The organism is Neobacillus sp. SuZ13 (assembly GCF_030123365.1).
GTDB lineage: Bacteria > Bacillota > Bacilli > Bacillales > Cytobacillaceae > Neobacillus.
In genome coordinates this window covers 5531813-5553455 of the sequence record NZ_CP126107.1, presented here as the reverse complement: position 1 = coordinate 5553455, position 21643 = coordinate 5531813, and the positions used below count along the sequence as shown (strand labels likewise).

At 40.8% G+C, this 21643-nt stretch carries 17 protein-coding genes; 14 read left to right on the top strand and 3 right to left on the bottom strand.

The window, feature by feature from the left end; translation table 11 throughout:
* Positions 1–3: 3 nt before the first annotated feature.
* The 11 genes from QNH17_RS27345 (at position 4) to manA (ending at position 15036) form a co-directional block, all read left to right on the top strand.
* Complete coding sequence (locus QNH17_RS27345) at positions 4–933, top strand: ABC transporter permease (protein WP_144554884.1); 930 nt, start codon at positions 4–6, stop codon at positions 931–933.
* 159 nt (positions 934–1092) lie between these two features.
* A complete protein-coding gene (locus QNH17_RS27340; protein WP_144554931.1) occupies positions 1093–1971 on the top strand; it encodes a carbohydrate ABC transporter permease in 879 nt (292 codons plus the stop codon).
* Between the two features lie 23 nt (positions 1972–1994).
* The gene (locus QNH17_RS27335; RefSeq protein ID WP_283876473.1) at positions 1995–3449 is read left to right on the top strand and encodes an ABC transporter substrate-binding protein; all 1455 of its coding nucleotides are present in this window, start codon (positions 1995–1997) and stop codon (positions 3447–3449) included.
* A 112-nt stretch (positions 3450–3561) separates the two neighbouring features.
* Entirely contained in the window at positions 3562–5364 is a 1803-nt protein-coding gene (locus tag QNH17_RS27330) for a sensor histidine kinase (RefSeq protein ID WP_283876472.1), read from the top strand.
* Positions 5357–6865, top strand: coding sequence for a response regulator transcription factor (locus QNH17_RS27325; RefSeq protein ID WP_283876471.1), 1509 nt, complete (start codon positions 5357–5359; stop codon positions 6863–6865). Before QNH17_RS27330 ends, QNH17_RS27325 begins: the two co-directional genes overlap by 8 nt.
* A gap of 17 nt (positions 6866–6882) precedes the next feature.
* Positions 6883–8295, top strand: coding sequence for a glycoside hydrolase family 1 protein (locus tag QNH17_RS27320; RefSeq protein WP_283876470.1), 1413 nt, complete (start codon positions 6883–6885; stop codon positions 8293–8295).
* 14 nt (positions 8296–8309) lie between these two features.
* Positions 8310–9242 (top strand): ROK family protein, encoded by a 933-nt coding sequence (locus QNH17_RS27315; protein ID WP_283876469.1) that lies wholly within the window; start codon positions 8310–8312, stop codon positions 9240–9242.
* Positions 9243–9262: 20 nt separating this feature from the next.
* Positions 9263–10129, top strand: a complete 867-nt coding sequence (locus QNH17_RS27310; protein ID WP_283876468.1) for an ROK family protein — start codon at positions 9263–9265, stop codon at positions 10127–10129.
* Positions 10130–10412: 283 nt separating this feature from the next.
* Positions 10413–12167, top strand: coding sequence for an ABC transporter ATP-binding protein (locus QNH17_RS27305; protein WP_283876467.1), 1755 nt, complete (start codon positions 10413–10415; stop codon positions 12165–12167).
* Positions 12168–12174: 7 nt separating this feature from the next.
* Positions 12175–13995, top strand: coding sequence for an ABC transporter ATP-binding protein (locus tag QNH17_RS27300; RefSeq protein WP_283876466.1), 1821 nt, complete (start codon positions 12175–12177; stop codon positions 13993–13995).
* 93 nt (positions 13996–14088) lie between these two features.
* The gene (manA, locus tag QNH17_RS27295) at positions 14089–15036 is read left to right on the top strand and encodes a mannose-6-phosphate isomerase, class I (RefSeq protein ID WP_283879612.1); all 948 of its coding nucleotides are present in this window, start codon (positions 14089–14091) and stop codon (positions 15034–15036) included.
* A gap of 60 nt (positions 15037–15096) precedes the next feature.
* On the opposite strand, the gene QNH17_RS27290 is transcribed toward manA, so the two are convergent.
* Positions 15097–16200, bottom strand: a complete 1104-nt coding sequence (locus QNH17_RS27290; RefSeq protein WP_283876465.1) for a 5-methyltetrahydropteroyltriglutamate--homocysteine S-methyltransferase — start codon at positions 16198–16200, stop codon at positions 15097–15099.
* Positions 16201–16423: 223 nt separating this feature from the next.
* Between QNH17_RS27290 and QNH17_RS27285 the strand changes: the two genes are divergently transcribed.
* Together QNH17_RS27285 and QNH17_RS27280 are read left to right on the top strand one after the other, a co-directional pair.
* On the top strand, positions 16424–17386 hold the full coding sequence (locus QNH17_RS27285) for a bile acid:sodium symporter family protein (protein WP_283876464.1): 963 nt from the start codon (positions 16424–16426) through the stop codon (positions 17384–17386).
* Positions 17387–17599: 213 nt separating this feature from the next.
* Positions 17600–17902, top strand: coding sequence for a hypothetical protein (locus QNH17_RS27280; RefSeq protein WP_283876463.1), 303 nt, complete (start codon positions 17600–17602; stop codon positions 17900–17902).
* Positions 17903–18062: 160 nt separating this feature from the next.
* Here QNH17_RS27280 and QNH17_RS27275 read toward each other — a convergent pair whose 3' ends face one another.
* Entirely contained in the window at positions 18063–18320 is a 258-nt protein-coding gene (locus QNH17_RS27275) for an aspartyl-phosphate phosphatase Spo0E family protein (RefSeq protein WP_283876462.1), read from the bottom strand.
* 379 nt (positions 18321–18699) lie between these two features.
* Positions 18700–19842: an ROK family protein gene (locus tag QNH17_RS27270; protein ID WP_283876461.1), complete on the bottom strand. Its 1143-nt coding sequence runs from the start codon at positions 19840–19842 to the stop codon at positions 18700–18702.
* Positions 19843–20262: 420 nt separating this feature from the next.
* Between QNH17_RS27270 and xylA the strand changes: the two genes are divergently transcribed.
* Entirely contained in the window at positions 20263–21594 is a 1332-nt protein-coding gene (gene xylA / locus QNH17_RS27265) for a xylose isomerase (protein ID WP_283876460.1), read from the top strand.
* The last annotated feature ends 49 nt before the right edge of the window (positions 21595–21643 follow it).

Below are 21643 nucleotides of genomic sequence, written 5' to 3'. Positions count from 1 at the left end.
AACATGAAAAGGATATTAAGCGATCTCTATAAAAATCGAGTTTGGCTGCTTATGGTGTTACCAGGAACAATTTGGCTGCTCCTATTTTCATATTTGCCGATGTTTGGACAGGTATTGGCCTTTAAAAAGTTCCGAATTGATCCCGATGGATTTTTTGCCAGTGTCATGAATAGTGAATGGGTTGGCTTTGACAACTTCAAATATTTATTCAGTACAAATGATGCCTGGATCATTACCAGAAATACCATCCTCTACAATCTTGTCTTTATCGTATTAGGGCTAGTAACGGCGGTTGCAACAGCTGTCTTGCTCAGTGAGTTAATCAATAAGAGGCTGTCGAAGGTTTACCAAACCTCTATCTTGTTCCCGCATTTTATTTCATGGGTTATCGGCAGTTATTTTGTCTTCACTTTCTTAAGTACGGAACACGGTTTGTTAAATCATATTCTTGGCTGGTTCCATGTCGACCCTATATCGTGGTATAGCGAATCGAAATATTGGCCATTTATTCTCGTATTCATGAGCATGTGGAAGGGCGTTGGTTACGGCAGTATCGTTTACTTAGCCTCCATTGTCGGGATTGACCGGACGTATTATGAGGCAGCGATGATTGATGGCGCTTCAAAATGGAAGCAGATTAAACATGTTACCCTGCCAATGCTCAAGCCATTAATGATTATCCTGACCATCATGAATATTGGGCGGATCTTCAACTCGGATTTCGGATTGTTTTATCAAGTGCCAAGAGATTCGGGAGCTCTATATGGGGTGACAAATGTCATTGATACCTTCGTATACCGAGGTCTTATGAATCTGGGGGATATCGGCATGAGTACGGCTGCAGGTCTATACCAGTCAGCTGTTGGATTTATCCTCGTGATCATTACCAACTACATTGTCCGTAAAGTGGATGAGGAAAGTGCCTTGTTTTAATGTTCATTTCTTTAAGAAGGGAGGAAAAGTCGCCCGGCGGCTAATGATATGCCAAAACTAGAACAAACCCAATCAACGCTTCTTATTTCAAAACCAGTAGAAGAAATAAAAGAGGGGAAGCCTAGGGTCACCAGGAAGAAGTATCGGAACCCTCAACATATGCATCCGGCCGCAAATGCTATTATTAGTGTGCTGCTTGGGATTCTCGCGCTTACGTGTATCTTTCCTTTTATCTATGTCATTATCATTTCGTTTACAAGCGAGGAAAGTATTGTCAGGAACGGTTTTCAATTGATCCCGAAGGAATGGAGCTTGGATGCTTATCATTATCTCTGGGGTATGAAGGAGTCCTTTTTCCGCTCCTATGGTGTCACGATTTTTATTACAATTATCGGTACCTTGATCAGTGTGTTCATGATTACCTTTTATGCCTACGCGATTTCAAGACCGCAATTTAAGTATCGAAGATTTTTCACCTTTCTGGCATTCTTTACGATGCTTTTCAGCGGCGGACTGGTGCCGACTTACATCGTTGTCACCCAGTTTCTGCATTTGAAAAATTCCGTTTGGGCACTAATCCTGCCCCTTGCGATGAATGCGTTTTACATTATCATCATGAGAACCTTCTTCTTAAAGTCCGTTTCTGAATCGATTTTGGAATCGGCAAGAATCGATGGGGCAAGTGAATGGAGAATCTTCTTCCAAATCATCTTCCCGCTTTCCTTACCGGGAATTGCCACGATCGCCTTGTTTAGTACACTGGGTTATTGGAATGACTGGTTTACAGCCTTGCTTTATATTGATAACCCCAATCTGGTGCCGCTTCAAGCTTTACTCATGAAAATTGAGGCAAATCTTGAATTTATGAGAAAAAATATGGATGTCGCTATCATGCAGCAAAGCTTATTTGATACGATTCCGCAAGAATCAGCCAAAATGGCCATGGTTGTTATTGCCACCTTACCAATCGCAGTCTCGTACCCGTTCTTCCAAAAGTACTTTATTAGCGGACTGACGATTGGCGGCGTTAAAGAATAATCAACAGAAAGAGGAGAAGAGGAATGAAGAAAAAGAAGTTAGGTATTATTCTCGCATCCGTTTTGGCAGCTGGAACCCTTCTATCTGCCTGCACCAGCAAAGACAGTGCCACATCAGAAAAGGGCGGTAAAAATGGCGCACCTTATGAAATTAAATGGTACACCATTGGAACCCCGCAAAAAGATACTGAAAAAGTCTTTGCAGAAGTCAACAAGTATACAAAGGAAAAAATTAATGCCACAGTGAAAATGACGCAAATTGACTGGGGTGATTGGGATCAAAAATCGCAAGTGATGATCAATTCCGGGGAACCCTTTGATATTATCTTTACGAATGGTACCTCTTACGTTCAAAATGCCCAAAAAGGTGCATTTAAGGACATTGACGATATGTTAGGAAAAGAGGGCAAAGAACTTAAAGAGACTCTTAATCCTGCGTTGTTAGAAGGAATTAAAGTTAATGGGAAAATTTATGGCGTTCCTACTAATAAAGAGGCAGCTAGACAATCGGTTTATACCTTTAATAAACGCCTTGTAGACAAATACCACTTTGATCTTTCAAAAGTAAAAAGCTTGGAAGATCTTGAACCAATGCTGAAAACCATTAAAGAGAATGAACCTGGCGTCACTCCAATGGCGACATTCAAAGCCTATCTGCCATATGATTATATCTTTAATAATGAAATGCCATTTGCCTTTGCGATGGAAGGCGATCGAGACCATGTGATCAACCAATTTGAATCTGATTTAACGATGAAAACCTATAAAACTATGCATCAATATTATAAGGCTGGATTTCTTAAAGAAGATGCAGCGACAAGTAAAGACAGCTGGCCAATGGATGTAGAAAACTGGTTTGTCCGCATGGGTGATTCTCAGCCATATGCTGATTTATTGTGGTCGCGCTCGGCTAAATATGATGTTGTTTCCGTTCCGGCTGAAGATCCGATTACCATTAATGATTCTGTATCCGGTTCCATTCAGGCCATCTCAGCCACTTCCAAGAATCCTGAGAAAGCAATGGAGTTCCTGACCCTGCTTAACACAGACCCATATCTTCGTAATCTTGTTGACAAAGGGATTGAAGGTGTTCATTACGAAAAAAATGACGACGGAAAGATTAAAGACCTTCCAGCACGTATCGATCGTTATAATGTTCCATCTTATTCACTTGGAAACTTCTTTGTTTTGGATTTGTATGAAAATGATCCTAAAGATAAATGGGATAAATTCGAAGAGTTTAACACATCTGCCAAACCAGCGCCAACCCTTGGTTTCCATTTTAACAGTGACTCTGTAAGATCTGAGCTTGCATCGATTACGAATATTTCAAAAGAATTCTATCCGGCATTGGCAACAGGTTCTGTTGACCCAGAAGAGTACTTGCCAAAATATAATAAGAAGTTAAAAGAAGCTGGAATTAACAAAGTCTTAAAAGAAATTCAAAAGCAATTTGACGAATGGAAGAGCAAGCAATAATAATAACAAAAAAGTCAAGCTGGGTGGAAAATCTCAGCTTGCTTTCATTTGAAACCGTAGTTTCCAGTGGTAGACTAGAAAAAAACAATAAGTATAATTTGAGGACATCAAAATGGGATTAAGAAGACAAGGACGTTTTACTCAAAAAATATTTAATAAACTATTCTTGGCATCATCTATCACTATTATTTTAACCATCATTGTTTTAATCGTTACGATTACAAACTATTACTCCGAAGTGATTATTCAAAAAGAAGTGAACGTCAATACCAGAACGATGGAGCGGGTGGAGGATTATTTTTCCGCTAAAGATGCAGATATTAATCGATCCAAAAGGGATTTTTACGTTAAAGGGGAAGTCATTGATGATATGTCCTTTGCCCTTCAAAACGGGTATGCGAAATATTTGGAATACCGTCTCGATAAATTTTCGGAGGGCAAGTCCTTTGTACCGAATAATATTGATACGTATTTCAATGCCTATTTCGGTCAAGATAGCGATATTAACGCGATCAGTTTACGTTCGTTGGAAACCCCTTCTGTAGAATACTTGCTCATTTTTCAAAATTTACGATGGAATAAAAGCATCATCGATTCTCCCAGGCATTTAGGCAGCCTGTATCTTTCAGAAGAGATTCCCAATCTTGGCGGGGATGGTATTCCACGAGGCAGGCAGCTAAGAGATACCTTTACCAAACAGATTGTCGTTAACAATCCAGTGACCTTGAAAAAAATAGGTGAGATTACTATTTTTTATTCTACTAATCGTCTAGACAAAATGGTCAAAAAGCGCGATGGAGTGCCTGCTTCCTTTTTTATCATGGATGCTGAAGGCAAAATCATCTATTCCGTCAATAAGGGTGATGTTCCCTTAGATATGATCAAACAGATAAAGCCTGAAACAAATGAGAAAAAAATAAAGTGGAAGAATGACCATTTTTATATCAGTACTATTGCGAACCAGGGGGATTATACGTATGTCAGTGTTATTCCCGATAGAGGATGGCAAAAGCTTACGATCGTCAGGGGAACCATGTGGGGCGTCATTATATTCTTCATCATTATTTCCATTTTAATTTCCTATTCCTTTACTCGAAATTATTCAAGGCGTATTAATAAGATTGTTTCGACTATTCGGCAGGTTGAGAACGGAAATCTGGATGCCAGGATACCGGAATCCAAGCATGAAGATGAATTATCAAGGATTGCTGTCAATATCAATTCGATGTTAGATGAATTGAATAATTATATTGAACAATTTTACCTGTTAAATTTAAAGCAGCAGCAAGCGGAATTAAAAGCGCTTCAGGCCCAAATCGATCCACATTTTTTATTTAATACGTTAGAGGCGATACGGATGGTGGCTGTCGTAGAGGGTTCAAAAACTTCTAGTAAAATGATTTTCCATTTATCAAAGCTATTCCGCTACTCGTTAGAATCAAAAGACACGGTGCCTCTATATACAGAAATTGAATATGTCAATCAGTATTTAAAATTAATGCAATTTAAATTCCCAAACAAACTACAGGTTGATATTCATATACCTAGTGATGTGGAGCAAACACCTGTGCAAAAGCTCATTTTGCAGCCGATCATCGAAAATTATTTTGTTCATGGTTTTAGAAAGGATTCCTCTGAAAATGAGCTGCACATACGTGCCACTCAGCTAGGGGAAACGTTGGAAATAACAGTGGAGGATAATGGCAGGGGGATAACGGAGGAGGATCTTGCGATGATTGTCCAGCATCTTAATTGTGAAGACGGGGACGAAATGGATTCAATTGGATTAAGAAATATCCATCAACGTTTAAAACTGAAATTTGGAAACGCATTTGGCATTTCTGTGAAAAGTATCAAAGATAAGGGAACGATTGTGACACTTTCTATTCCAGTAAGAGGGACCAGCGATGTATAAAGTACTTCTTGTTGATGACGAGCCGTTAATTACGATAGGCCTTCAAGCCCTCCTAGATTGGGAGGACGATGGCTTTGAAATTGTGTCGCGTGCCGAGAGTGGGGAAGAGGCTCTTACCTATCTAAAAGAACATCCAGTTGATCTCCTAATTACCGATATATTAATGGGAGAAATGTCCGGGTTGGATTTAATTGAGGAAGCGAAAAAAATCCAGCCGAAGGTGAAATGTATAATTTTAACTGGTTATCAAGAGTTTGAGTATATTAAGCATGGTCTGTTATTAGGGATCGAAAACTATTTAGTTAAACCTGTGGATGAGGAAGAATTATTATCGACCATTCAAAATGTAGGCCGGAAAATGAATGCTGTGTCGGGAGGTAATCAGGCACAGGAACCGTCTACCCTAATGGATAATACCTTATGGCGGTTTTTAAACGGAGAGATTGAGAAGAACGACTGTCTGGAAAGATTGTCATTATATGATCTCCAGTTTACTCAGCCGTATTATGCTGTTTCTATTTTAAGCTTTGAAAACTATTACAGAGTTGAGATTTTAAAGGAAATCAGAACCTTTATTGAGGAACATTGCGCAGCCGTTTGTTTATTTACTCCAAATCAAGACCTGGTCATTATTTTAGGGAGCGAAAAGGAAGAGGAACTATATCGATATAACCAAGGCCTGGTAGAGCAGCTAAAAGATGAAAAAAGAGGGGCCGGTTTATTCTATTTAGCGATGGGAAAGCCGGTAAAAACGGTAGACGAATTAGAAGAAAGTTTTATGAGAGCAAGGGAGTATAGCTTATTGCAGCTATATTCATGCCCAAATGTTCTTCTTTCCGAACATTTGACGATTGATAAGCATGAAGAATTAAAAAAACAGCAAGAATTTAAAGAAACGATTGTCAAGCAGCTATTGAAAGCGGAGGGAGAAGTTTTACAACAGATTGATTCATTTTTTCAGGATCTCACCAAGAATTCCAGCTTTATCTCCCCGCCAGCTGCCAGAAAATATATCTTTGATTTACTTTCTTATATCCATTATTCGCTGCAGCCGAACGATCTCTCCTATCATACAGCTGCCATCGAAAAAATCGTGTATAGCTCTGATATTGACGAGATGAAAGCCATTTTGAAGGAATATTGCCAGGAATTAATTTTTTCAATCCATAAGCAAGTTAATAATCGCAGTCCGATTGTCCAAAATGTCCTTGATTATATCCATGCCCACTATGATGAAGGGATTTCGTTAAAAACATTGGGCCAGCAATTTCATGTCAATGCCATCTATTTGGGGCAATTATTTCAAAAAGAAGTAGGGGCGGTTTTTTCAGAATACCTAAACCGATACCGATTGGAAAAGGCAAAGGAGCTCCTCAAGACCACCCATTACCGAGCAGGTGAAATTGGCAAAAAGGTCGGGTATTCGGATACGGCTTATTTCTATAAACAGTTCAAAAAGAGTGTGGGAACGACACCAAGTGAATGGAGAAAAATCAAATAAAAGAATGGTGATAATCAATGGTTAATAGTTTGCAAGAATATAACCTTACCTATCGTTTTCCAAAAAACTTTTGGTGGGGAAGTGCCGCATCAGGCCCGCAAACCGAAGGCGCAGCGCTGATGGATGGTAGAAAGCAAAGTATCTGGGATTATTGGTACAGCGTGGAACCTGCTTGTTTTCATCATGGGGTTGGCCCGGAACATACGTCGGATTTCTATCATCGGTTTAAAGAAGATATACAGCTGATGAAAGAAACGGGCCATAACTCCTTTCGGACCTCGATTCAATGGTCACGTTTGATTCCGGATGGAACTGGTGAAGTAAACGGGAAGGCCGTTGCCTTTTACAACCAGGTCATCGATGAATTGATTGCTCGAGACATTCAACCATTTATGAATTTATACCATTTCGATATGCCGATGTGCATGCAGGAAAAAGGCGGATGGGAAAGCCGGGAGGTCATCGATGCCTATGTGAATTATGCGGAGACTTGCTTTCGCTTATTTGGCGACCGTGTGAAATATTGGTTTACCTTTAATGAACCGATCGTCCCAGTTGAGGCCGGGTATTTATATAATTGGCATTATCCAAATATAGTGGATTTCAAACGGGGGGCAACGGTTGCCCACCATACCATTGTGGCCCATGCGAAGGCAGTAGAAGCCTTTAGAAAAGTTAATGTGGACGGGAAAATTGGCATTATCCTCAATCTCACCCCATCTTATCCACGGAGTCAGGATGCCGAAGATGTAAAGGCTGCCCATATTTCGGATTTATTCTTTAACCGCAGTTTCCTTGATCCGGTCACAAAAGGCGAATATCCTCGTGGCTTGGTTGATATTTTAAAAGAAAGAGACTTGCTTCCAGCCGTGGAGGCCGGTGATTTGGAAGTGATTAGAAATAATCCGATTGATCTATTAGGCGTGAACTACTACCAGCCGCGCCGTGTTAAAGCGAAAGAGAAGCCTGAGCCGGAGAATGCTCCGTTTATGCCGGAACATCTTTTTGATCCGTATATCATGCCAGGCAGGAAAATCAATCCGCACCGTGGTTGGGAAATCTGCGAGGAAGTGATCTATGATATTATGATTGACCTCCGTGACAATTATAGTAATCTGCCATTCTTTATTTCGGAAAATGGAATGGGGGTTGAAGGGGAAGAAAAGTTCCGTCATGGGGAAGGGTTTATTGAGGATAATTATCGGATTGAATTTATCCAGGAACACTTGAAATGGGTGCATAAAGCCCTGGAAGAGGGAGCGAATTGCTTGGGATATCACCTATGGACATTCATGGATAACTGGTCATGGACGAACGCTTATAAGAACCGATATGGATTAGTGGAAGTAGATTTAAAGAACGATTTAACACGAACGGTTAAAAAATCAGGGAAATGGTATAAACAGTTGTCCGAAAACAATGGGTTTTAACCATGGAAGGGGCAATGGATGAAAATGAGGTGAGTCGGATGAAAGCGTACATGGTATTCGATATTGGAGGCACCTATATAAAATATGCTGTTATGGATCAAGAAGGAAAGAAACTAGAAAGTGGGAAGTTTCCGACTCCTTGTGAAGGATTAGAAAGTTTCTTGCAGAAACTTAGCCAAGTAACAAAAGAATATTCGAATTCATTTGAATTGCAAGGCGTTGCTTTAAGTTCACCCGGTGCTGTAAATGTTAAAACGGGGTTTATTGGCGGTGCCAGTGCAATTCCGTATATACATGGAGTTTGTATGACTGACCTCATAAGGGAACGAACGGGTTTCCCGGTATCGATAGAAAACGATGCCAATTGCGCCGCTTTGGCGGAAGGATGGTTAGGTGCAGCAAAAGGCACGGAATACTATATTTGTATTGTCATAGGTACCGGAATTGGCGGCAGTATCGTCATTAACCAATCAATCTTACGCGGGACTTCGCTCCACGGCGGGGAGTTCGGCTACATGATCATGGGAGCACAGTCTAAAAATCCGCTTGATCAAACCTGGAGCAAGACTGCTTCGACCCATGCTTTAGTGGAGGAGGTTGCCAAGAGAAAGTCACTGGAAAAAGGAATGTTGAACGGTGAAGATGTATTTCTTCTTGCTGATAAAGGTGACACGATTGCCAAGGAGAGTATTGCAGAATTTTATAAACGGCTCGCCATCGGAATTTACAATTTAAAATATGCCTTGGACCCGCAAAAAATCCTCATTGGCGGCGGCATCAGCAAGCGGCAGGAAGTGATGGACGGGATCAATCGTGAATTGAAGAGGTTAAGGGACGACATTTCAACGTTGCGAATAGAAGTGCAAGCCTGTCAATTTGAAAATGATGCAAACCTAATCGGGGCATTGTTTCATTTCCTGAAGGGCGCAGGCCGGTTTAATGAATAATAGAGTAGGAGGAGCTGCGAATGCTTGGTGGAATTGAAGCAGGCGGGACAAAATTTGTTTGTGCCGTTGGAGACGAAAATGGAACAATCGTGGACCGAATTCAAATCCCTACCACTACCCCGGATGAAACGATTCCGAAGGTCATTGAATTTTTTGAAAACTACCCGATTAAAGCGATTGGAATTGGGTCGTTTGGCCCGGTTGATGTTAACCGGGAAAGCCCCACTTACGGGCACATCACATCTACCCCAAAACCAGGATGGAAGGATTATCCGTTTGTGCAAGGGTTTGAGGATGAATTTGGGGTTCCCATCGGATTTAATACAGATGTGAATGCCGCCGCGTTGGGCGAGGCGACTTTTGGTGCAGCTAAAGGGATGGATAGCTGCTTGTATATAACGGTTGGAACAGGAATTGGTGCAGGAGCGCTCGTTCAGGGACAGATGCTTCAAGGGCATTCTCATCCGGAAATGGGGCATATTTTGGTTAGGCGTCATCCGGAGGATCCATATCAGGGGCGGTGCCCGTACCACGGTGATTGTCTAGAAGGATTGGCGGCCGGCCCTGCCATTGAAGGGCGCTGGGGGCAAAAAGGAATGGAGTTAGTGGACAGAAAGGAAGTATGGGAATTAGAAGGCTACTATATCGCCCAGGCACTGATGAAATATATTTTGATTCTTTCTCCGAAGAAGATTATCCTGGGCGGCGGCGTCATGAACCAGAAACAGGTATTTCCTTCTATCTATAAGCATTTGAAGGAGTTTCTCCGTGATTATGTTTCATTGCCGGAGCTGTCAGAATATATTGTAAGCCCTGGTTTAGGCAATGATGCCGGGATTACAGGGGCGCTTTTACTGGCCCATCAGGCATTGACTAAAGAGCAATAAATAATACTAATAGAAGAAACGTGCCACGTCGAAGGGTGGTACGTTTTTTTTGTTGTCAAAAGACTTTATTTTAACCAATGAATCTATGGTTTTGCCAATAGGATGGTGGGAATCGTACTGCTAAAATAATGGAAAGGCTTACATAGATGCCGGTTTATGGCACTAAAGGAGGTGGAATTTATCAAAATTTAGACAACCTAATTAAACGATTTTCGAAATATTTCTAACTTAAATCTATATAAATGTAAGGTATGTAAATTTTTAGGTACATAAGGAGGAAAAAATGTTCGTTTTTAAAAAGTTAAAGTCGTTTTATCTTCCTTTTAAAAAGGATTTTATCTGGTCGTTGCTCTTTATGCTGCTTGTCGCTGCGATTACCGTCATCTATCCAGTCATTTTGCAGGTAACCATTGATGATGTCGTACTTGGGCGGAAATATGACTGGGTCCCGTGGATTGCCTTAGGGTTTATCGTGGTCATGGGGGTAAAAGCCTTCTCTACTTTCATCCAACATTATTTGGCTGATATGTTCGGCATTAAATCCGTGTATGTGCTCCGAAATGCTCTATATGAAAAGCTGCAGCGGCTATCGTTTAGCTATTACGATAACGCAAAGACAGGGGATCTAATGTCTCGTTTGACTGCGGATGTGGAAGGTTTTCGGTTCTTTGTATCCTTCGGCTTTAGCGAGGTCCTTCGCTTTGTCATTGTCGTGGGCACGAGTCTTTGTGTGATGTTCTATTATTCCGTTTCCCTGACTTTGGTCACGATGATGTCCCTGCCTTTTTTAAGTGTGGTGGTTTATAAGTTCGATAGGGCCGTTCATCCTGCGTTCCGCGGGATTCGCGAATCGTTCGGGCGCTTAAATACTATGGTGCAGGAAAACATTAACGGGATCCATACGGTTAAAGCCCTGTCAAAAGAAAAGGAGGAAACGAAGCGCTTTAACTCCTCCAATCAGGAGTACAGGACCAAGCAGCTGGCTACGTCGGTGGTATGGTCGAAATATTTTCCGCTGATGGAGCTGATCGGCAATATTTCCGTTGTCGCCTTGCTGGCCTATGGCGGATTTCAAGTGATCAGTGGAGCTTTAAAGCCCGGGGAGCTTGTCGCCTTCTACAGTCTTGTTTGGTATATTATTTGGCCGATTATGAACCTGGGATTCACCATCAATATGTTCTCACAGGCAAAGGCTTCTGGCGAAAGACTTCTTGAAGTATTGGAAGCAGATGAAACGATTATGGATGGCGATGGCAACAGAAATACCGGCAGAATGGCAGGAAAGGTGAACTTCAATCAGGTCACGTTCCACTATCAATCGGAAGAGGCGGCCGCACTTAAGGAAATCACTTTTTCCGCGCCTCCAGGAACAACCATTGGGCTTATTGGCGCAACAGGTTCTGGAAAAACCAGCATGATTCAGCTTCTGTCCCGTTTTTATGAACCGACGGCAGGAACGATTGTGATTGATGATCAACCTATTCAGGAATACGGGTTGAAAATGCTGCGTTCGCAAATTGGCGTTGTCTTACAGGAAACCTTTCTGTTTTCATCCACTATCAAGGCGAATATTGCTTACGGAAGGCCAGATGCAGCGATGGAGGAAATTATCGATGCGGCCAAACGGGCACAGGCTCATGATTTTATTATGGAGCTGCCTGATGGATATGACACGAAGCTGGGTGAACGGGGAATGGGGCTCTCCGGGGGGCAAAAACAGCGGATTGCGATTGCTCGCGCCATGTGCATGAATCCGGCGATTCTCATATTAGATGATTCCACTAGTGCGGTCGATATGGAAACGGAATTTCATATTCAAAAGGCCCTCCGAGAAGTCATGAAGGGGAGAACGACGTTTATTATTGCCCATCGTATTTCATCTCTTAAGCATGCCGATGAAATTTTGGTGCTGGATCAGGGAAGTATCATCGAACGCGGCACACATGAACAGCTGCTCGCCTATGGTGGAGCGTACCGGCGTATCTACAATATCCAATATCAGGATCAGGCAGCGATTATGCAAAAGGCGGGAGGATAAGTGAAACATGGAGGAACAACGAAAGAAACAACTCATCCTCGAGCGGTTTCATTACTCTCAGGATGAAGTGATTGATAAATCGTTTAACTGGCAACAGATGTGGCGCTTGCTGCAATACTTAAAGCCCTATACAAAAAATTTACTGCCACTTTCGTTTATGACAGTGATCATTTCAACAGCCATCCGTTTAATCATTCCGATTTTAATTGGCGTCTATACCCTTGATAAGGCGATTGTTGAAAAAGATACAACCTTATTGCTCCAGCTGATTTTTATCATTTCAGGGTTGTATGTTTTATCCTATTTTGTCAATTTACTAAGAATCCGCTGGATGAATCAGCTTGGGCAAAATGTCATTTATGATTTGCGGCAGCATTTGTTTACACATGTACAGTCTTTATCACACAGGTTCTTCGACCAGCGTTCGGGCGGGTCGATTCTTGTGAGGATTATGAATGATATTAATTCTCTGCAGGAGCTGTTTACAAGCGGTGTTATTAATCTATTAACCGATTTTCTCCTATTGCTGTCGGTTATTGTTATCTTATTTTCTTTGAATGCAAAATTAACGATTGCAATTATGGTGATTTTGCCGATCATGTTTTTCATCTCCACCAGCCTGAGAAAAAAAATCCGGCTGCAGTGGCAATCGGTTCGGCTCGTCCAGTCGAAGCTCAATTCCCATTTAAATGAAAGCATTCAAGGCATCCGCGTCACGCAGGCCTTTACCCAAGAAAAAGAAAACATTCAATTTTTTAAGGGAGTCAACCAGGAAAACTTTGAAACTTGGAAACAAGCAGTCCATAAAAATGCCATGTTTGGACCGTTTGTCGAGATCACCAATGCTTTGGGGACGGCCATCCTCATCTGGTACGGGGCCTTTCTTGTTTCGGGAAGTGAAAGTACAATCGGGGAATTTGTCTCCTTTGCTTTTTATTTAGGGATGTTTTGGGAGCCGATTTCGCGTCTTGGCCAGCTGTATAATCAGCTGTTAATCGGAATGGCTTCTTCGGAGCGGATTTTTGAGTTTTTAGATGAAAGACCGCTTGTGTCGGATGCCTCCAAACCTATGATTCTCTCTTCTATTAAAGGGCAGATTGATTTTGAAAATGTGGAATTTTCCTATGATGGATCAAGAAAGGCGTTAAATGGTATTTCTTTTTCGATAAAAGCGGGAGAGACGGTTGCGCTTGTCGGCCATACAGGCTCCGGGAAGACGACCATTGCTAACTTAGTCAGCCGCTTCTATGATTCTACCTCAGGTGTTGTCAAAATAGATGGCCATCCCATTCATGAATTGTCGATTGCGGGTCTCCGCTCGCAAATAGGTGTGGTCCTTCAGGACACGTTTATCTTTTCAGGAACGATTATGGAAAATATTCGTTTTGGAAATCCGGGAGCCAGTGACGAGGAAGTGATCGCTGCTGCGAAGGTAGTAGGAGCCGATTCGTTTATTAACCAGCTTGCGAATGGCTATCAAACCGAGGTGGAAGAGCGGGGCAATATCTTGTCGGTGGGTGAGCGCCAGCTCCTTTCTTTTGCCAGGGCCCTTCTCGCTGGGCCAAAAATTCTTATTTTGGATGAAGCCACCGCCAGTATTGACACGGAATCAGAGGTCAAGATTCAAAAGGCATTAAGAACGTTATTAAAAGGGAGAACAGCAATTATGATTGCCCACAGGTTATCAACAATCCGGGAAGCCGACAACATCTTGGTTCTTGATCACGGTAATATCCTGGAGCAGGGAAATCATGAAAATCTTATGGCTAAACAAGGAATCTATTATGAATTAGTGAAAGCCCAATATAAAATGCTTGACCATGGGTGACTTTGAGTGAGCCATGGGGACGGTTCTTATGGCTTTTTCGGGGCCGGGAGAACCGTCCCCGAGGTGTCAAATTTACATCATTAGGAGGAGGCTATTTTGCAGCCATTACTATTAAAACCTGTTTTTAAAGAGAGAATTTGGGGCGGGATGGCATTACAAAATGAATTTGGATATGAAATTTCATCCGAACTAACAGGAGAATGCTGGGCTATATCCGCCCATCCAAACGGCCCTTCGGTCATTGAAAACGGTCCATATGCCGGCATGACCTTGGACAATCTCTGGAGTGAGCATCCTGAGGTATTTGGAAGTCCAAAGAAAGGGGTATTTCCGCTGCTTACCAAGATCTTGGATGCCAATATGGATTTATCCGTACAAGTTCATCCTGATGATGCCTATGCAAAGGTGAATGAAAACGGTGAGCTTGGAAAGACAGAATGTTGGTATATTATCGACTGCAAAGAAGAGGCGGAGATCATCTTTGGACATAACGCCCAATCAAAGGAAGAACTAATCCAGCATATTAATGAGGGGAAATGGAGCGACCTGCTGCGCCGTGTTAAAATCAAGCCGGGTGATTTTTTCTATGTCCCAAGTGGTACGATCCATGCTTTGTGTGAAGGAACGCTCGTATTGGAAACGCAGCAGAGTTCTGACACTACTTATCGGGTTTATGATTTTGATCGCAAGGATGCGGAAGGGAACCTGCGTGATTTGCATTTAGAAAAGGCGATTGAGGTAACGACCGTTCCTCATCAAAATGCCATGAGCTCGCCGCGAGTCGAGAAAGTCGAAAATGCCATGGTTACGACTTTTGTGGAATCGGAATTTTTCTCTGTTTATAAATGGGATATCCATGGGAAGGTATCCTTTTCATTTGATGAGCAATACTTGCTGTTCAGTGTGATTAAGGGCAAGGGATCACTCATCCATAATGGGGAAAAATATGAATTAGGGAAGGGAACCCATTTTATTATTCCTGTTGGGTTTGGGGAGTTTGAGTTGGATGGAGAATGCGAGATCATTGTTTCGCATACTTAATTTTTAAAACAAAGGGGGCGGTTCTTGTGCTAGAACCGTCCCCCACGTTTCCATTTTCTCTTAGTTCCACACATCGTTAGCAATCGAAATCACATGTCTAACTTTATCCCATTGCTGTTCTTCTGTTAATAGATTTCCTTCTTCGGTAGAAGAGAATCCGCATTGCGGACTTATGCAGAGTTGGTCTAAGTCTACATACTTTGCTGCTTCTGCAATCCGCGCTTTGATTTGCTCAGGGTCTTCTAACTCACCAAATTTCGAAGTGATCAGTCCAAGAACTATTTGTAAATCTTTGCGATTGACGTGTTGAAGCGGCGCAAAGCCACCAGAGCGCTCATCATCAAATTCTAAGAACAAGCCATCAAGCTTAAGTTCGCCAAAGATAAATTCAGATGCGTTGTCATAACCGCCACTAGCTGTGTAAGTTGATTTAAAGTTTCCGCGGCAGATATGCATGGTGATGACCATATCTTCTGGTTTGTTGGCAATCGATTCATTGATGGCACGAGTGAATATTTTAATTAATTCTTCTGGGGTATAGCCTTTATCGGCAATTTGCTGGCGGCCTTTCTCAGAGAAGAACACTGCCCAGGAAGTATCATCTAGCTGTAAATAACGGCAGCCTGCCTCGTAAAAAGCCTGAATCGCTTTTTGGTAAGCTTTAATTAAATCATCAAAGAACTCATCTTTGTTTGGATAAGCTGCTTCCTCAATAACTCCTCTAAAGAAAAGCATATTTGGGCTTGGAATCGTGAATTTGGCAACGTGGTCACCTTTGATGCTGTGCAAGAATTTGTAGTCTTCGATAAATGGATGCTGACCGAAGTCTAGTTTACCAGTTACTTTTACTCCGTGTGCTCTTGTTTGAACACCATTAAATTGAATACCTGACTCTGCTTCATAAAGCTCGACGCCCTCTAGTCCTGCTAGGAAGTCGAAATGCCACCAAGCACGGCGGAATTCTCCATCAGTTACAGCGGAAAGACCTACTTCTTTCTGTTTTTCTACTAATCTAATAATCTCTTCATCTTCAATAGCACGAAGCTGTTCCGCTTTGATTTCTCCGTTTTCTTTTTGAAGACGTGCCTGTTTTAGTCGTTCGGGACGAAGGAAGCTTCCGACGTGATCGGCTTTGAACGGTGCTCTAGTAAGTGTTTTTGTCATTATTTGTCTGCTCCTTTAAAAAATATAATTTTAATTATATAGATAATTTTCAAAAAATGCATAGAGGAAAGACCTACTAAAAATTCTCTTTAAACATGTAAGCCCTTGCATTTTTTAGTGGGATTTTTATTGTGCAGAAAATATTGATTTTTTAAAATATTTATTCTAATATATTAAAATATTCATTATTTGGTAAAACGAAATAATTTAGGAGGATACTATTATGGGAGTCATCGAGAAAATCAGCAGCTTTGCCGGAAAGACCTTTACAGTATGGGTATTAATCTTTGCTGTTGTTGCTTTTAATTTTCCAGCTCACTTTGTGTGGTTAGGAGGATATATTGTTCCATTATTAGGAATTGTTATGTTTGGCATGGGGCTGACGCTGGAATTATCAGATTTTAAAGAAGTGTTTAGAAGACCAAAGGAAGTAGCACTTGGGGTCATTGGTCACTTTATCATCATGCCGCTCTTAGCGTTTATCTTGGCAATTGGACTTGATTTACCGAAGGAAGTTGCGGTAGGGGTCATTTTAGTTGGATGCTGCCCAAGCGGAACAGCTTCGAATGTCATGGTGTTTTTAGCAAGAGGAAATGTAGCGCTGGCGGTTGCGATTGCCTCTGTTTCTACGATTCTCGCACCTATTGTCACACCATTACTTATTCTTTTATTTGCAAGTAAGTGGGTGGATGTCAGTGTGGCATCTTTATTCTTATCAATTGTACAAGTTGTCATTGTTCCGTTGGCACTTGGCTTTATTATTAAAAAGTTCTTCGGAAAACAGGCACAAGCCGGTGCAAAAGCATTGCCGCTTGTTTCCGTTATTGCGATTGTGTTAATTGTATCTGCAGTTGTAGCGGGCAGCGCGGCGAAGATTGCGGAAACCGGTTTGTTAATTTTTGGCGTTGTCATTCTTCACAACCTGTTAGGATTCTTGATTGGTTTCTTCTTTGCCCGTTTATGCGGGATGGATCTGGCGAAACAGAAGGCTGTCGCAATGGAAGTCGGCATGCAGAACTCCGGTTTGGGAGTCGCTATCGCTACCGCTCATTTCTCGCCATTAGCGGCAGTACCAAGTGCAATTTTCAGCGTTTGGCATAATTTATCTGGTTCGGTTCTAGCGAATATTTTTAGCCGGATGAAGGAGAAGGGGCTAAACGAGGAAAGTATGAAGCGTGTGGGTTAATTTGAATCATCTCTCAGCCTAATCGGGCTGAGGTTTTTTTTGTTCTGGGATTTTGTTTTCTGAAACAAAGAACAGGGACCCAGTGAGGTACTGATATTAAACCAATGCAAATACAATAAAAAAAATAATAGTTTATTCTTCCGACAATAAGGAAATAATTAGTCCTATTTAATTGACGCCCTGATTGAGTTGGGATTAATAGGAGTGGTACCAATGAGGAAAATAAATAAACTAGCAGACTTATGTTGGGAGGGATTAACTTTAAAACACGTTTCTCACAAAGAGATTGTTATTCCTTATATCCTATTTTTTATCATTACATTAATTTTTGAGCTGTTTTTATCTTTTTTGTTTATCTTATCTTTTTTTCTATTCGGTATGTACGGATATAAACCTAATATTCAATATTATATGAGTGCTGTAATTTTGATTTTAATGTTAGTCATTACAGTTCAATTGCTAATTACAACAATAAGGGTAAAAAAAAAGAAAAAAATTCCCATATATCCCATTTGATAATTGCAGAACCCCTATTTCACCCACCTAAAAAGCCTTGATAAAAATAGACAAAAAAAGAGAATGCCATGTGTGCATTCTCTCTATATTATTTACGAACCTAAACACATTTTAGAAATGTTTATAAAAGGACTTAAGTGGAGGTATACCACTATTGCAATTAAATTAAAAAATATTTGTAAGGCAGCAATAAAATCCTAAATACGTGTTCTCTAAGTAAAGAGTAATAGTCATCGTGATGATTAATAGGTTTAGAATGTTTATTGTCCGATAATATCCTATTATAATCGTTAAGAAGTTTGTCTAGTTCTTGGCTGCAATAGATGGTTTCTTCATTTTGAAGTCCTTTTGTCATTCCTAATTTAATCATTTCGTTTTTTTTCTCTTTAATAGCAGCTTCACACAGGTCAAGTCTCATTACCGATTACACCTCGTAAACTTTTAGTAAAACTTTCAGTAAATTTAATATCTAATAGAATTAAAATGAATTATAGCATTTATTAACTGATATGGAATAGATTCGATAAAACAAGATAAAAGGAGACAAAAATAGACGAGGCTTTCAGTTTTTCGACAAAAGGGTTCGTGAATTAAAATTATTGATTTGTTATTTTGTCTTCCTAACTAACAGGGGAAAGGAGTAAGAAATAAAAAACCATGCTGTTCTCCAGCATGGAATGAAAGCAAGCTCAGCTTTATTTAATGAAATGTGTAGGATGGACAGAAAATGAATTCCGCTCCATTTGCACTAAAGGGTCAGTCCCCCGCCTTTAACGCAGCGGGGGACTGACCCTTTTTTACTGGGCTTTGATAAAGTTCTCAACAACAAAAGCAGAAACACCTAATGCGCTCGAATATTTTCCAAGCCGTGAAAAATCTAAGTGCAACCCATTTTGATGGAGCGCAAGAGTATGTCTTTCAATCGTAGTCCGTATTGGCGACTCAATCCATTCTTTTGCCAACGCTAATCGATTTCCGATTATGACCTGATCGGGGTTAAAGGTGTTAATAATATTATTAATCCCATAACCGAGGTACTGGCCGATTTTTTCAAAGTGACTCTTGGCAGTTTCATTACGACCTTCAGCCAAATTAATCAATGTCTCAAGTGATTCAAAGTCAGCATTCTCCAGCAGTGCATGTTCAGAGGCGTATGCCTCCCAACAGCCTCTGCTGCCACAGCTGCAAGGTTTTCCGTTGATGTCAATAATGATATGGCCCATTTCACCGGAGAATCCATTTTTTCCTTGATATAATTCTTTGTTTAAAATAATCCCAACACCGATTCCGATTCCAGCACTTATATAAATGATGTTCTGGTAATCTTGACCTGCACCGAATTGTTGTTCACCAATAGCCCCAGCATTCGCTTCATTTTCAATTATAACGGGAACATGGTATAAGTCCTCAAGGTCCTTTTTTAATCCAATGTTGGTCCAGCCTAAGTTTGGAGCTAGCAGGACAGTCCCATTTTTGTTTACGATACCAGGCACAGCTACACCAATCCCAACTAGTCCATACCTGCTGTTAGGTATCTCATCCAATATCGACCCAATCATATTTTGGATTTTGCTCATAATCGCAGGGTAAGGGGTTCGGTTGACGCTTTCATGTTTCTCCAACAAAATGGTACCTTTTAAATCCGTCATCACGCATAGAACGTAATTAACACCGATATCAATGCCAATTGCATATCCGACCGCTTTGTTGAAATGAAGGATAACAGGTCGACGACCACCGCTGGATTCTCCGGTTCCGGATTCGTAAATAAGTTCCTCTTCCAATAACTCATTTACTGAAGAGGACACTGTTGCCTTATTCAACCCTGTTATTTGGGCAATATCTGCCCTTGATATCGGCTCTTTTTCAATAATCATTTGTAATACAAGGGCTTTGTTATTTTTTTTTACAGTTTGATGATTCCATGTAATGGTTTCCACTTTATAATAAACTCCTTATTTCGTTGTAAATCAATTTTAACACAAAAATCTTTGTTTATCGATTATACAAACGTACTTAAGCATGGTATAATACTCAATCACACATTTAGGGGTGATTATTGCGAACCTTATCCGTAAGTCCTATGTTCGTGGAGTAAAGCAAGATTTTATGGCTTAAATAAGCGAAAAAGCCCCCAATCATACTCACGTCTGTACTACAGGCATAAGGCAGAGCAAAGGTTGTTCGTAAAAAACGGTCAGCATTTCAAAAAACTTTCAGTATCTTAGTTTATCGGGTAGACAAACTAAGATTATCATGCTATTATTTGATTATCAAAGGTTAAGAGACTCCAATACCCTTATTGTAAGCTCTTACACTTATAGTTATTTTAACCATATACCCAGTAGGAGGAATCATGAATGGCGTATTTTGAAACAGTTAATAAAATTCAATTTGAAGGGGCTTCATCAAAAAATCCTTTCGCATTTAAGTATTATAACCCTGAAGAAATAATCAATGGCAAAAAAGTAGAAGATATTCTTCGTTTTTCTATTGCATACTGGCACACGTTCACAGCTGACGGAACAGATCCGTTTGGAGTAGGAACTGCGATTCGTCCTTGGGACCGTTTTCAAGGCCTAGATTTAGCAAAAGCTCGTGTCGAAGCAGCATTCGAACTTTTTGAAAAATTAAATGTTCCTTTCTTTGCATTCCATGACGTTGATATTGCTCCAGAAGGAAGCACGTTAAAGGAAACTAATGAAAACCAAGATGTTATAGTTGCCATGATCAAAGAATACATGAAGACAAGCAAGACGAAATTACTTTGGAACACGGCGAATATGTTCACAAACCCACGATATGTTCATGGTGCTGCAACTTCTCCAAATGCTGACGTATTTGCGTACTCTGCAGCGAAAGTGAAAAAAGCGTTGGAAGTCGCAAAAGAACTTGGCGCTGAAAACTATGTATTCTGGGGCGGCCGTGAGGGTTATGAAACACTTCTAAATACAGATATGAAGCTTGAGCAAGACAACTTAGCACGCTTCTTCCATATGGCAGTAGATTATGCGAAAGAAATCGGCTTGGACGTTCCGTTCTTAATTGAGCCAAAACCAAAAGAGCCTACCAAACATCAATATGATTTCGATGTAGCAACTGGTTTGGCATTCTTGCAAAAATATGACCTAACAGATTATTTCAAGTTCAACATCGAAGCAAACCACGCAACTTTGGCCGGCCACACATTTGAGCATGAGTTAAGAACAGCTCGTATCAATGGAATGCTTGGTTCAGTCGATGCCAACCAAGGTGATACATTGCTTGGATGGGATACAGATGAGTTCCCGACTGACCTTTACACTAACACATTAGCAATGTATGAAATTCTAAAAAATGGCGGTTTAGGAAAAGGCGGCTTGAACTTCGATGCAAAAGTAAGACGTGGATCATTTGAAGCAGAAGATCTTTTCCATGCACACATCGCTGGTATGGATGCATTTGCCATCGGCTTAAAGGTTGCCAATAAATTAATTGAAGACAAAGCTTTAGATAGCTTCATTGAAGAACGCTACAGCAGCTATACTAATGGCATTGGCTTGGATATCGTAGAAGGAAGAACCAACTTCCGCGAGCTTGAAGCATATGCCCTTCAATTAAATGAAATTAAGAATACATCAGGCAGAACGGAACGACTTAAAGCAATCGTTAACCAATATTTATTAGAAACACTTTCAACTGTAACAGTTTAATTAAAAATATGAAAAAAAGTGCTGGCGGCCTATTACTCCAGCACTTTTT